11 protein-coding genes, 1 pseudogene and 1 riboswitch are annotated in these 12,966 nt (G+C 68.4%); of the genes and pseudogenes, 7 read left to right on the forward strand and 5 right to left on the reverse strand.

Features of this window, described 5'->3' with window-relative positions:
• Positions 1–110: 110 nt before the first annotated feature.
• The 3 genes and pseudogenes from G9373_RS36750 to G9373_RS47065 all read left to right on the forward strand — a co-directional run.
• On the forward strand, positions 111–1,487 hold the full coding sequence (locus G9373_RS36750) for a potassium transporter TrkG (RefSeq protein ID WP_005563856.1): 1,377 nt from the start codon (positions 111–113) through the stop codon (positions 1,485–1,487).
• Complete coding sequence (locus G9373_RS36755; RefSeq protein WP_043788365.1) at positions 1,480–2,145, forward strand: TrkA family potassium uptake protein; 666 nt, start codon at positions 1,480–1,482, stop codon at positions 2,143–2,145. The genes G9373_RS36750 and G9373_RS36755 overlap by 8 nt, the downstream gene beginning before the upstream one ends.
• A 37-nt stretch (positions 2,146–2,182) precedes the next feature.
• A pseudogene (locus G9373_RS47065) lies at positions 2,183–2,359 on the forward strand (HNH endonuclease); the annotation flags it as partial.
• On the opposite strand, the gene G9373_RS36760 reads toward G9373_RS47065, so the two are convergent.
• A complete protein-coding gene (locus G9373_RS36760) occupies positions 2,305–2,814 on the reverse strand; it encodes a nitroreductase/quinone reductase family protein (protein ID WP_005563854.1) in 510 nt (169 codons plus the stop codon). The pseudogene G9373_RS47065 and the gene G9373_RS36760 sit on opposite strands and share 55 nt — an antisense overlap.
• 62 nt (positions 2,815–2,876) lie before the next feature.
• Here G9373_RS36760 and pta point away from each other — a divergent pair, with 62 nt between their 5' ends.
• Together pta and G9373_RS36770 are read left to right on the forward strand one after the other, a co-directional pair.
• Complete coding sequence (gene pta, locus G9373_RS36765; protein WP_050998719.1) at positions 2,877–4,997, forward strand: phosphate acetyltransferase; 2,121 nt, start codon at positions 2,877–2,879, stop codon at positions 4,995–4,997.
• A complete protein-coding gene (locus G9373_RS36770; RefSeq protein WP_005264841.1) occupies positions 4,994–6,187 on the forward strand; it encodes an acetate kinase in 1,194 nt (397 codons plus the stop codon). The genes pta and G9373_RS36770 overlap by 4 nt, the downstream gene beginning before the upstream one ends.
• A 3-nt stretch (positions 6,188–6,190) precedes the next feature.
• Here G9373_RS36770 and G9373_RS36775 read toward each other — a convergent pair whose 3' ends face one another.
• The 3 genes from G9373_RS36775 to G9373_RS36785 are packed head-to-tail and all read right to left on the reverse strand — an operon-like array spanning position 6,191 to position 10,880.
• Positions 6,191–8,512: a serine/threonine-protein kinase gene (locus tag G9373_RS36775; RefSeq protein ID WP_133985044.1), complete on the reverse strand. Its 2,322-nt coding sequence runs from the start codon at positions 8,510–8,512 to the stop codon at positions 6,191–6,193.
• An 8-nt stretch (positions 8,513–8,520) separates the two neighbouring features.
• Positions 8,521–9,501, reverse strand: a complete 981-nt coding sequence (locus G9373_RS36780; protein ID WP_082359699.1) for a glutamate ABC transporter substrate-binding protein — start codon at positions 9,499–9,501, stop codon at positions 8,521–8,523.
• Positions 9,498–10,880 carry a hypothetical protein gene (locus tag G9373_RS36785; RefSeq protein ID WP_005264844.1) on the reverse strand — a complete coding sequence of 461 codons (1,383 nt, stop codon included), beginning with the start codon at positions 10,878–10,880 and terminating at the stop codon, positions 9,498–9,500. The genes G9373_RS36780 and G9373_RS36785 overlap by 4 nt, the downstream gene beginning before the upstream one ends.
• 124 nt (positions 10,881–11,004) lie before the next feature.
• Between G9373_RS36785 and G9373_RS36790 the strand changes: the two genes are divergently transcribed.
• On the forward strand, positions 11,005–11,763 hold the full coding sequence (locus G9373_RS36790; protein WP_005563846.1) for an NUDIX hydrolase: 759 nt from the start codon (positions 11,005–11,007) through the stop codon (positions 11,761–11,763).
• On the opposite strand, the gene thiE is transcribed toward G9373_RS36790, so the two are convergent.
• A complete protein-coding gene (gene thiE / locus G9373_RS36795) occupies positions 11,764–12,462 on the reverse strand; it encodes a thiamine phosphate synthase (protein ID WP_005264846.1) in 699 nt (232 codons plus the stop codon).
• Positions 12,463–12,486: 24 nt separating this feature from the next.
• Positions 12,487–12,601, forward strand: a riboswitch (TPP riboswitch).
• Here thiE and G9373_RS36800 point away from each other — a divergent pair.
• A partial coding sequence (locus G9373_RS36800) for an FAD-dependent oxidoreductase (RefSeq protein ID WP_167119867.1) occupies positions 12,598–12,966 on the forward strand: 369 nt, incomplete at its 3' end. It overlaps the preceding riboswitch by 4 nt.

Genomic DNA, 12,966 nt, shown 5'->3' on the forward strand with positions numbered 1-12,966 from the left:
TATCGTGGACGGCACCCGCCCGGTGTGGCTCCCGCTCGACCCACAGATCCTCAGCCACCACTGACCAGCCGTGTTCGGCGTCGGCGACCGCCGGGGTTACCCTCCTGTTCGTGACTTCACGCACCGGCGCGTCGCCGTCGACCGCGCTGCGACGGGCGGCGGATCGGGTGACCCTGTCCCCTGTCCGGGTGGTGGCCCTGGGTTTCGCGGCCGCGGTGGCGATCGGCACCGGACTGCTGCTGGTGCCCGCCGCGAGCCAACCGGGAACCGAGACCGGCGTCGTCGACGCCCTGTTCACGGCGACGTCGGCGATGTGTCTGACCGGGCTGGTCGTCGTCGACACCCCCACCCACTGGTCGGGGTTCGGCCAGGGCATCATCCTCGGCCTGATCCAGGCCGGCGGCTTCGGGATCATGACGATGGCGTCGGTGGTCGGGCTGATGCTCGCCAACCGGATCGGGCTGCGCGCCCGCCTCAACGCCGCCGCCGAGGTCCGCGCATCCGGTCTCGGTGACGTACGCAGCGTCGTCATCGGCGTGGTCCGGATCAGCATCCTCATCGAAACCGTCACCGCCATGTGCCTGGCGGCCCGCTTCGCGCTCGGCTACGACGAACCACCCGGCCGCGCCCTGTGGCTCGGGGTATTCCATGCGATCTCGGCGTTCAACAACGCCGGGTTCGCGCTCTACAGCGACAACATCATCGGCTTCGCCGACGACCCGTTCATCTGCCTCCCGCTGCTGGCCGCGGTCATCCTCGGCGGCATCGGATTCCCGGTGCTCTTCGAGGTGGGCCGGCGCGTGCGCGGCAAGTCCCGCCGGTGGAGCCTGCACACGAAGCTGACCGTCACGGTCACCGCCATCCTGTTGATAATCGGCCCGGCGCTGGTGCTGGCGCTCGAGTGGGGCTACACCCTGCGCGGACACGACCTCGGGTCGAAGCTGCTGGTTGCCGCGTTCCAGGGCATCATGCCCCGCACCGCCGGATTCAACAGCGTCGACTACGCCCAGATGGACCCCGCCACCCTGCTGGTGACCGATGTGCTGATGTTCATCGGCGGCGGCAGCGGCGGCACCGCCGGCGGCATCAAGGTCACCACGTTCGCGCTGCTGCTGTTCGCGATCGTCGCCGAGGTCCGCGGCGAGCGGTCGGTGGTGATCTTCGACCGGCGGATCGGCCCCCGTGTGCAACGGCAGGCGCTGGCGGTGGCCCTCATCGGTGTGGCCCTGGTCATGGTCCCCACCATCGTGCTGCTCGCCGGCACCGCCTTCGATCTCAACGTCCTGCTCTTCGAGGTAACCTCCGCATTCGCGACCGTGGGGCTGTCCACCGGCATCACCGCGCAACTCCCCGCCTGGGGCCAGTTGATCCTGGTGATGCTGATGTATCTCGGCCGCATCGGCTCCATCACCCTGGTCAGCGCACTCGCCGCCCGCCACCGGGACCGCCGCTACGAACTCCCCGAAGAAAGGCCCTTCATTGGCTAGGAAACCGTCCTCCGACGTCGTCGTCGTTTTGGGACTGGGCCGGTTCGGCAAGTCCCTCGCCCTCGAGCTGATGGAACAGGGCACCGAGGTGCTCGGCATCGACGCCAACGAGGTCGTAGTGCAAAAGATCTCACACCGCCTCACCCACGCCGCCGTCGCCGACACCACCGACGAGGAATCGCTGCGCCAACTCTCGGTGCACGACTACGACCGGGCCGTGGTCGGAATCGGATCCGACCTCGAGGCCAGCCTGCTCACCGCCTCCGCCCTGATCAACCTGGCGGTGCCGCACGTATGGGCCAAGGCGATCAGCAACGCCCACGCCAAGATCCTCCGGCAGATCGGCGTCCAGCATGTCGTGCGCCCCGAGCACGACATGGGCAAACGAGTAGCGCACCTGGTGCGCGGGCGGATGATGGACTACATCGAATTCGACGACGGCTTCGCCATGGTCAAGACCACCCCACCCGCGACCGTCGTGGGAAAACGCCTCGGCGACACCACCGTCCGCAGCACCTACGGAGTCACCGTGGTCGCGATCAAACGCCCCGGCGAGGGCTTCACCTACGCCACCGCCGACACCGTCATCGAACCCGGCGACACCATCATCGTCTCCGGCCAGGTCCGCGACACCGAACGCTTCAGCGACCTGACCTGATTCTCCCGTCTCGGTCCCGCCCCGCCGATCACTGACAGGATGGTCCGCCCGCGCAGTCGACAACCCCTGCCGCACCCACCTCATCGACGTCGGCACCCCGACCGGGCACCACTACCGGTCGGCGGCACCGCCGTTCCCGTCCGCGGCACGGCGCTCGGCTCACGAGGCGGTGAGAGCGAACACCCGCATCGTGCGGTTCGTTCGGTGCTCGTAGACGCCGTAGACGCGCACCATCTCGTCGAATTCGCGATAGATCCGTGTTCGCTCCGGTTCGGCGAGGAGAGTCGCGGTGACGGGGATGTCCTTCCCGCCGATCGTGACCTTCGCGTTCGGCTGGGCGAGAAGGTTCCCCGACCACGCCGGGTGGTGATCCTGCCCGAAGTTGCTGCCCACGACGAAGATCTGCTTACCCTCGCGGTAGTAGAGGAGCGGGCTCGTCCGTGGCGCGCCAGACTTGCGACCCGTCGTGGTCAGCAGCACTACCGGAGCGGCGATCGGACCGAGGATCGTGAAGCGTCCCCTGGTCTTCTGGAGGAGCCGGCGGTCGACTCCGGCGAGTTTCCGGATCACCCACGATCCGGGTCGGGTGGCGGCAAATTTGGCTGCGGGTTCGCGGAGGAAGCTGTTCTCGCTGCCCCATCGGACGTCGGGGAAGGGTGATTCGGCCATACGTCATCTGACCGCCGGGCGGGTGCGGTGTCAATCACCCAGAACCGGTGGCCGGATACGCTATGGCCATGGCTGCGCCAGCGACACCCTCACCCGTGAATCCGCCCGCACGTCCCCAGCCGTCGAGCGTCTACATCGCCTCACCGGAGGGGGATACCGGCAAGTCCACCATCGCGCTGGGTGTCCTGCAGATGCTGTGTGCGTCCGCGGCGAGGGTGGGCGTCTTCCGTCCCATCGCCCGATCGACGCAGGAAACCGACTACATCCTCGAGTTGCTCCTCGAACACACCACGGCCGACATCGGGTACGAGGAGTCCCTGGGGGTCACGTACGAGCAGGTCCACGCCGATCCCGACGGCGCGCTCAGCGAGATCGTCTCCCGGTATCACCAGGTGGCGGCGCAGTGCGATGCCGTCGTGGTGATCGGCAGCGACTACACCGACGTGGCCAGCCCCAGCGAGCTCGGCTACAACGCCAGGATCGCCGTGAACCTCGGCGCCCCGGTGTTGCTCGCCGTGAGGGGAGCGCGGCGTACCCCCGAGGAGATCGCCCAACTCGCCCAGCTCGCCATCGGTGAACTGACCGCTCACCACGCGCACCTGCTGGCCGTGGTCGCCAATCGGTGCGACCCCGACCAGCTCGATGCGGTCACCGACGCGTTGGCAGTCACCGGTGTGCCCGCGTGGAGCCTGCCCGAGATCCCCTTGCTGGTCGCACCGACCATGGCCGAACTCCTCGAGTCGATCGACGGGAGCCTGTTCAGCGGCGACCCGGAGCTCCTCCACCGGGAGGCGCTGCGGGTGATGGTGGGTGGAATGACGGCCGAGCACATCCTCGAACGCCTGACGGAGGGCACGGTGGTGATCGCCCCGGCCGACCGTTCCGACGTGCTGCTGGCGATGGTGAATGCGCATGAGGCCGAAGGTTTCCCGTCGCTGGCGGGCATCATCATGAACGGCGGGCTGATGCCGCACCCGGCAATCGCGAAGTTGATGGCCGGCCTCAAGCCGCGGTTGCCGATCCTCACCACCGGACTGGGCACGTTCGACACGGCCAGCGCGGCAGCGCAGACCCGTGGCCGGGTGGCGGTCGGTTCGCAGCGCAAGATCGACACCGCCCTGAGTGTCATGGAACTCCGGGTGGACGCACCCACACTGCTGGAGCGGTTGAAGCTGCCGATCCCGTCGGTGGTGACTCCGCAGATGTTCGAATACCAGCTGATCGACCGCGCCCGCCGCGACCACAAGCACATCGTGCTCCCGGAAGGCGACGACGACCGCATCCTCCGCGCGGCGGGGAGACTGCTGCAACGGCAGGTGGCGGAGCTGACGATTCTCGGCGACGAGGTGCAGGTGCGTCGCCGCGCGGCGGAACTCGGCGTGGACCTCGGTGACGCGCAGGTGCTCGACCCCCGGACGTCCGAACACGCCGGTCCGTTCGCCGAGGAGTACGCGCGGCTCCGCGCCCACAAGGGCATGACCGTGGACCGTGCCCGCGAGGTGATGACCGACATCTCGTACTTCGGAACCATGATGGTGCACTTGGGAATCGCGGACGGCATGGTCTCCGGTGCCGCGCACACCACGGCGCACACCATCCGGCCGTCGTTCGAGATCATCAAGACACAACCGGGAGTGTCCACGGTGTCGAGTGTGTTCCTGATGTGCCTGTCCGATCGGGTGCTCGCGTACGGGGACTGCGCGGTGGTGCCCGACCCCACGGCCGAACAGCTGGCCGACATCGCGATCTCGTCGGCGCAAACGGCGTCCCAATTCGGTATCGATCCGCGTATCGCGATGCTGTCGTACTCGACCGGCGACTCCGGCAGCGGTGCGGACGTCGACAAGGTGCGCTCTGCGACGAAACTCGTCCGCGAGCGTCGCCCGGACCTGTTGGTGGAAGGCCCCATTCAGTACGACGCTGCCATCGAGCAGAGCGTGGCCGACAAGAAGATGCCCGATTCGGCGGTGGCAGGGAAGGCGACGGTCTTCATCTTCCCCGACCTCAACACCGGGAACAACACGTACAAGGCCGTGCAGCGCAGCGCCGGCGCCATCGCCGTCGGTCCGGTGTTGCAGGGCCTCAACAAACCGGTCAACGACCTCTCGCGAGGGGCGCTGGTCGAGGACATCGTGAACACCGTGGCCATCACCGCGATCCAGGCGCAGGGAGCAGAGCAGTGACCGAGGGGTCCGTACTGGTAGTCAATTCCGGTTCGTCGTCGATCAAGTTCCAGCTGATCCACCCGGACACCGGTAAGTCCTCGGCGTCCGGTCTCATCGAGAGGATCGGGGAACCCGAGGGGCGCATCGTCTATCACCACCGCACCGGATTGGCGGAGCGCCACGTTCACATCGCCGACCACCGCGCCGGACTGAAGATGTTGTCGGACATCGTCGCCGAGGTGGGTCGACCTCTGAGGGAGGCGGGGATCGTCGCGGTCGGCCATCGCATCGTCCACGGCGGCGACGTATTCTTCGAACCCACGATCATCGACGACGCAGTGGTGCAGTCCATCTCGGACCTTTCGACCCTTGCGCCGCTGCACAATCCGGCGAACGTGATCGGGATCGAGGTGGCGCGGGAGGAGCTGCCGGACATCCCGCACGTCGCGGTGTTCGACACCGCGTTCTTCCATACCCTGCCCGCGGAGGCGTCGACGTATGCGATCGACCGGCAGGTCGCGAAGGAGCACTCCATCCGGCGGTACGGCTTCCACGGCACGTCGCACCAGTACGTGTCGGCGCGCACGGCCGAGTTCCTCGGCAGGGACCTGTCCGAGCTGAACCAGATCGTCCTGCACCTGGGGAACGGTGCCTCGGCGTCCGCGATCCGCGGGGGACTGGCCGTCGACACCAGCATGGGGCTGACCCCGCTCGAGGGACTCGTCATGGGCACGCGGTCCGGGGACGTCGATCCCGGCGTCATCCTGCACCTGCACCGCAGCGGGATGGGTGTCGATCAGATCGACGACCTCCTGAACCGGCATTCCGGCCTCAAGGGCTTGTCGGGGGTCAACGACTTCCGGGCGCTCCTGACGCTGGTCGGCGAGGGCGACGAGGCTGCGGCGCTGGCCTACGACGTGTACGTGCACCGACTCCGCAAGTACATCGGCGCCTACCTGGTGGAACTCGGCGGCGTCGACGTCATCACGTTCACCGGGGGAGTCGGCGAGAACAACGTCGACGTCCGCCGCGACAGCCTGGCCGGGCTGGGACGCCTCGGCATCGTCGTCGACGACGACCGCAACCGCGCGAGTTCCCGGGACGCACGCCGTATCTCGGTGGACGAGTCCGACGTTCAGGTGCTGGTCGTGCCCACCAACGAGGAGTTCGCGATCGCCTGTGCGGCGGTGGAGCTGATCGGGGCCTGAGCGTTACAGCAGGCTCTTGGGCCGGATGGTGTTGGCCAGATCCACCAGCGTGTACCGGTGAGTGCGCTCGGGGGCGTTGCGGGCCAGCGCCCGCAGGCCGGCCTCGGCGCCCTTGCGTAGGCCCCGTTCGGTGAACGGCACACCGAGGATCTGCTCGAGTTCCGTCGCCGACGTGTGACCGGCACGCATCCAATCCAGTGCGGTGCCCAGTACGAGCGTGCGCATCTGCAGTGCCCGGCTCTCCTCGGGTGCGAGCGCGGCGACACGGAGCGCGGCCTCCCGGAGAGCCGATTCGTCGAGTTCCTCGATCGGTTTGCCGGACAACAGCATCAGCACGCTCGTCATCCGGGCCATGGTGAAGTGCCGGGACGTCGGGGGAACCTGATCGAGGGCGGCGATGGCACCGGGCAGATCGCCGCGTTCGGTGAGTTGCCGCGCCAGCCCGAATGCCGCACTCACCATGCTGTGGTCGGTCCGCCACACCGTCCGGTAGTACTTCTCGGCGAACGTTCGCCACTGGTGGGGGTCGGAGCTCTCCCAGTGCTGCAGAATCAGTTCGGCGGTGGCGGCCAGCGCAAGTTTGGGAGCCGTCTCCCCGGGCATCGCCTGCAGTACGGATTCGAAACGGGAGAACGCCGTCTCGTAGTCGCCGTCGATGAGCGTCGCGAGTCCGGCGTACCAGTCGACGCGCCAGTTCCCACCCATCTCTCCCTCCACGTCACGGAGGAGTTCGGTGGCGGTGGCGGCGTCACCGAGATCGAGGTGGGCCTTGATCTCGGCGAGCGTGAGTTCCCGGGAGAACGACACGTCCAGATCTCCGACGACCCGTTCGATACCGTTCTCGCGCGCGTGCCGAATGGAATCCAGCGTCTGCTGCGGCTCGCTGTGCACCGCGGCGGCCAGGAGCGGGGCGTTGGGATCGGTCGGGTCGATCAGGGGTACCGCCAACGCCTGCGCCACGGACTGCGGATCGAGATTCTCGTCCCGTTCGACGCCGTCGACGTACACGTCGGTCTGCTCGACGGCCTCGTCCGTGCCGAAAGTCGTTCTCTGCTTGCTGAACACGGTCGACAGTCCGGGATGCTCCTCGCCGGTCTGCTGCGCGAGGACCTCCCGCAGCACCGCCGTGAGCTGACCCGCCATCTCCTCGGCCGACGCGAAACGCCGGCTCGGGTCGGGGTCGGTGGCGCGCAACAGGAGTCGGTGGAAGAACTCGTACTCCGCGAGGAGCGGCGCCTGCTCGGGGGACGGGATCCCGTCGAGGTACCGGCCCTTGTCGGACGGCATGTCGAGCGTCAGGACGGCGAGGGTGCGCCCCACCGTGTAGATGTCGGACGCCACGGTCGGGCCGGTCGTGACGATCTCCGGCGCCTGATACCCGGGTGTGCCGTACAGGTAGCCGTAGTCCTCGATGCCCGCGACGGCACCGAGGTCGATCAGCTTGAGGGCATCCTCGGTGACCATCACGTTGTCGGGTTTGAGGTCGTTGTACACCAAACCGGTGGAGTGCAGATACGCCAGTGCGGGAAGGATTTCGAGCACGTAGGCGATGGCCTGCTCGACCGGCATGCGTTCGGGCTTCGCGTGCGTCGACAGGACGTCCCGAAGCGAGTGACCGCCCACATACTCCATCACGATGTACCCCATCGGGGTCCCATCCGACCGGGGATGCTCCACGAAGTTGAAGATCTTCACGATGCTCGGGTGGGCCACCTCGGCGAGGAACTGGCGTTCGGCCACCGCCACGGCCTGAGCCTCGGCGTCGCCGAAGTGCAACAGGCCCTTGAGAACCACCCAGCGGTCACTGACATTGCGATCGATGGCCAGATAGATCCAGCCGAGGCCGCCGTGCGCGATGCAGCCCTGCACCTCGTACTGGCCGCCGATCAGCTCGTTCGGGCCGAGAAGCGGCCGGAAGTCGTACGTGGCTCCGCACTGGGGGCACAGACCGAACTCGGAGCCCTCGGACGTGGCGCCGGTGCGGCCCACCGGCTTGTTGCACTTCCAGCAGAAGCGCTTGCTCTCGGGGACTTTCGGGTCGGTCATCACGGCGGATGCCGGGTCGAGTGTCTTCACGACGGGAACCTCGACGAGACCGCCGCCGAGACGCAGGCGCTGCCCGGACCGGGTGCGCGGTGAGCGCGTCGAGCGGCCGGTGCCGGACGCGCCGGACGGCCGGGACGTCGGCGCCGCCTGGGTGGCCGGACCCTCGTCCGGTTCTTCCCGGACCGCGGCCTGCGTGGCGTCCCCTTCCGGCTCCCGGACGGCGGCCTGGGTGGCGATGTCCGGGTCGGTGGACTCCGGATTCTGCGGATGCTGCGGCATGCGTCCCCTCAGTCCTGGTACACGGCGGACGGCGGGGCGGGGGACGGCCCCAGCATCGACAGCCACTGGTCGTACATCCTGGTCCAGGTACCGTCGCGGCGGATGCGTTCGAGCGTGCCGTTGACGAACCGCACCAGGTCCTCGTTCGACTTGGTGATGCCGACGCCGTACGGCTCGGCGCCCATGCTGTCTCCGACGATCTCGAGATACGGGTCCTGGGACGCCAGACCGGCGAGGATCGTGTCGTCGGTGCTCACCGCATCGACCTGCCGCTGCTGCAGGACCACCAGGCAATCCGACCACATGGGGACCGTCAGAATGTTCGCGGTGGGCGCCACCCGCTGCAACCGTGTCAGCGACGTCGTGCCGCGGACGACGCAGACCCGTTTCCCGTCCAGGTCGGCGGCGCTGCGGATCGGGGAGCCCTTCACGACGAGAACCCGCTGCTGCGCCTCGAAGTACTCGGAGGAGAACGCCACCCGTTCCTTTCGGTCGCAGGTGATGGTCATCGTCTTGGCCACGATGTCGACCATCGACTCCTGCAGCGCCTTCTCACGATTCGCCGACGTGAGGATGCGGTACTCGAGCCGGTCCGGATCGCCGAACAGATCCCGCGCGATCTCCCGGGCCACGTCGACGTCGAAGCCCTGGATGGCACCGGTCGCCGGATCGCGGAAACTCATCAGATTGCTGCCCGTGTCGAGGCCGACGACGAGACGCCCCCGCACTCGGATGGCGTCGACCGTCGGCATCGGCGGTGCGGCGTCGGGGTCGGGGAACGGGCGCAGGCTCGCGGTGGGATCGCCGCAGTCCTTCTCGGGAGTCGGCGGCGCAGCGGTGGTCTCGGGCGCCGGCGTCGCGGCCGCGGGAAGCGGGGGCTCGGTGTACGACACGCTCGGCGATCCGACGTGCTCGGGACTCGACTCGGCGCACCCGCCGATCAGTAAGGTGGCCGCCACGAGCACGAGCGCGATCCGGCGCCGCCTCACTGATATTCCCTCAATCGAGGCCACAACCCGATGATAATTCCGCCGACCGCGATCAGCGTCAGGACAATGGCGCCGGAACCGAGCGCGGTCAGCACCCGGGCCGCGGATTCGACATTCGACCGCAGACGGTCGCGTGCGGTGCCGATTCCGTCGGTGAGCGCGTCGTCGACGGCGGTGAACTGAGCCGCGGAATCCGAAGGTCCCGGTCCGATGGCGACCATTGCCGCCGAGACGAAGTCGCCCCTGGCGAGGATCTCGTTCATGCGGTCGTGTGCCGAGGACCAGCGCGTCCACGCCTCCTGCGCCCTCGCCACCTCGTCGTGGCCGACCGCGCGGTCGCCGTCGTGGGGGTAATTCGACAGCAGGGTGTCGAGCTGACCGGACTTGTCTTCGAAGACGGCGTCGTAGTCACCGTTCGAGTCGCGGCGGACCAGTTTGAGGGTCTCCTCGGTGCGCGCCTGCTGGGCCAGGATGCGGGCCGCGGTCAACTCGTGCATCGGGCGGGCGCCCTCGGTCAGTGCCCGCTTGGTGTCGAGGGAGGAGACCAACCCGGCGACCAGCATCCACGCCAGGAGGATCGCCGTGCACGACGACGCCACGATCAGCCCGAGATTGAACGTGCGCCGACTGAGCCTCGCAATGACGATCTGGGCGACGAGCAACGCGACGAGTGCGACGAGGATCAGGATCAGCGCCAGCCAGGGCGGACGGGAGTAGTCCCGCTGCGTGTCCGCGACGTCGGCTTCCTGCTGGGCGTGCAACTGCTGCGCCATTGGCAGCATGCTCGTCTGCATCAGTGTGGACGCCTCGCTGAGGTAGGCCGCGCCGACCGGATGACCGGTGCGATTGTTGGCCCGCGCGGTCTCGACGAGACCGGAGTAGACGCTGAGGTCGGTGGAGATGGAGGCAAGCAGTCGGCGGCTGTCCACGTCGCTCGCCGCGAGTCCGCCGGACGCGTACACGAGGTCGGCGGAGGCGGTGCCGATCGCCTGCGTATAGGTGTCCCGGAGTTCGGGCGGTTCGAGACCGCCGGAGATGAACGCCGTCGTGGCCGCGGCATCCGCCACGGACAGGGCGCTGTAGAGGTTCTGCGCCGAGAACGACAGCGGTTCCGTCTCCGCGAGGACGCTGTCGAGAGTGGCTTCCCTGCTGTTCACCGTCGAGGCGGCCACGAACCCGGCGGTGAGGGTGAGCAGGACCAGGAGGGCCCCGAGGGCGGTGAGTTTGGCGGGAGTCGACTCCAGGAACGCGCGCAGTTCCTTGCGGCGTGCCACCGCGGGGTCGACGTCGTCGTCCGCGGCGGCAGACAATGCGCGGCTGCCGTGGGGTTCGATCGACGGTGCCTCACGCAGAACCACCTCGCACCCCTCCCGTGTCATGGCCGCACCTTGTGGGGAGCATATAAGCAGCGGTCGGTTCACGACTGCCGACGGGCAGTTCCGGAAGAAACCGTTAGTGTGAGGGAACTGCAGGGAGACCCATCAGGTCGGACAGGGGTAGTCGATGCGTGGTGACGGTGACGGTTGGGCAACCGGGCCGGACGGCAGTCGTCATTGGGGCAAGCACGGTGCCGCCGGGTTGTTGCTGCGTGCGCCGCTCCCCGACGAGACGCCGGCCGTCCTGCTACAGCACCGTGCGGTCTGGAGTCACCAGGGCGGTACGTGGGCGTTGCCCGGCGGTGCCCGGGACAGCCACGAGTCCACCACCCACGCCGCGGTGCGCGAGGCCCACGAGGAAGCAGGCATCGAGAGCGCGGCCATCCGCGTCCGCACCGAGGTCGTCACGATGAAGGCCGCGAGCGGCTGGAGTTACACCACGGTGATCGCCGACGCCGAGCGCCCACTGCCCACCGTCGCGAACGGCGAGAGCACCGAACTGCGCTGGGTGCGGGAAACCGACGTCGCCGGGTTGCCGCTGCACCCGGGTTTCGAAGCGGGGTGGCCGCAACTGCGCACCACCGAGGTGCGATTGCTGCTCGACCGGCACGACGTGCTGGGCGAGCGCGGCGCGCTGGCACAGTTGTCGAAGGCCCTGCCCCGCACGGTGCACCTGCCCGACGGCACCTACGGGTGGCTGCCGCGCGTCGAGGTGCTCGAGGCCCTGGACGCCGTCGGCCGCCTCGCCGAACCGGCCGGCCACGGCACCACGCTGGGAACGGTGACGGCGATCGTCACCACCGATCCCGACCTGATCGAACAGTTGCCGGCCACCGTCGTGGTCCTGCCGCCCGCCACGGTGCTGGACTGGCTGGATCAGCCGTAACTACGCGTTCTGCTGCAGCAGGGCGGACAGTGAGCGCGCGGCGGCCTGCGGGTCGCGGGCCTCGGTGATGGCCCGGACGACGACGATGCGGGAGGCACCCGCGGCGAGGATCTCCGGAACCCGGGACTCGTCGATGCCGCCGATCGCGAACCACGGGCGGTTCGGCTCCGAGTCGGCGGTCGATCGCACCAGATCGATGCCCGACGCGGTCCGTCCGGGCTTGGTGGGGGTGGCCCACACCGGTCCGGTGCAGAAGTAGTCGACGCCGTCCTCGATCGCCGCCAGGCTGGCCTGGGCGCGGCTGTGGGTGGAGCGTCCGATCAGGACGTCGGAACCCACCACGGTCCGTGCGTACGGGACGGGCAGGTCGCCCTGGCCGAGGTGCAGCACGTCGGCTCCGGCCGCCAGCGCCATGTCGGCGCGGTCGTTGACCGCGAGCAGCGCTCCGTGCCGCCTGGCCGCGGCCGCGAGCACCGACAGCGCCGCCAGTTCGTCCCGGGCGTCCATCGTGCCGAACTTCTTCTCTCCGGCCGAGCCCTTGTCGCGGAGCTGGATGATGTCGACGCCGCCGGACAGTGCGGCCTCGGCGAACTGCGCCAGGTCGCCCTTCTCGCGCCGAGCATCGGTGCACAGGTACAAACGTGCTGTTCCGAGGCGGCGCCGACGGTCCGTGAGGTTGCTGTGATGCGAGGTGGTCACGGCATGACGGTAGCCTCTACGGTGAAAGTGCAACACGGGAGTCCCGGGGAACGTGGGGCTGAGAGGGGCTCACGCCGAGCCCGACCGTCATACCTGACCCGGATCATGCCGGCGCAGGAAGTGAGGTGGAGTTCAATGGCGAGATCGGTATCCGTCGTCGGAGGCGGAGTGATCGGCCTGTCCATTGCGTGGCGAGCAGCCCGCAACGGCTGGTCGGTACGGCTGTACGACCCGTCGATAGGTTCGGGAGCGTCCTGGGTGGCGGGCGGCATGCTCGCCCCGTTGTCCGAGGGCTGGCCAGGCGAGGAGAGCGTCCTCGAACTGGGGAGCGCATCGCTCGACCGGTGGCCCGAATTCGGGAAGGAACTCGAGGCCGGAGCCGGCGTCGAGTTGTTCACGTCGGAAAGTTCGCTCACCGTCGCGCTGGACGGCGCCGACGCGGAGGACCTGCGGACCATCGCCGAATGGGTGGGCGCCCAGGGGCGGGAACTGCAGATCCTGGGC

Origin of the sequence: Rhodococcus sp. A14, from assembly GCF_011603105.1 — a bacterium.
Classification (GTDB): domain Bacteria; phylum Actinomycetota; class Actinomycetes; order Mycobacteriales; family Mycobacteriaceae; genus Rhodococcus_F; species Rhodococcus_F opacus.

Bases quoted from the DNA above. Each gene is read 5' to 3' on its own strand.
- pta (WP_050998719.1), top strand. From the start codon at position 2,877: ATGGCCATGGCTGCGCCAGCGACACCCTCACCCGTGAATCCGCCCGCA.
- G9373_RS36760 (WP_005563854.1), bottom strand. From the start codon at position 2,814: ATGGCCGAATCACCCTTCCCCGACGTCCGATGGGGCAGCGAGAACAGC.
- G9373_RS36790 (WP_005563846.1), top strand. From the start codon at position 11,005: ATGCGTGGTGACGGTGACGGTTGGGCAACCGGGCCGGACGGCAGTCGT.
- G9373_RS36785 (WP_005264844.1), bottom strand. From the start codon at position 10,880: ATGACACGGGAGGGGTGCGAGGTGGTTCTGCGTGAGGCACCGTCGATC.
- G9373_RS36775 (WP_133985044.1), bottom strand. From the start codon at position 8,512: ATGCCGCAGCATCCGCAGAATCCGGAGTCCACCGACCCGGACATCGCC.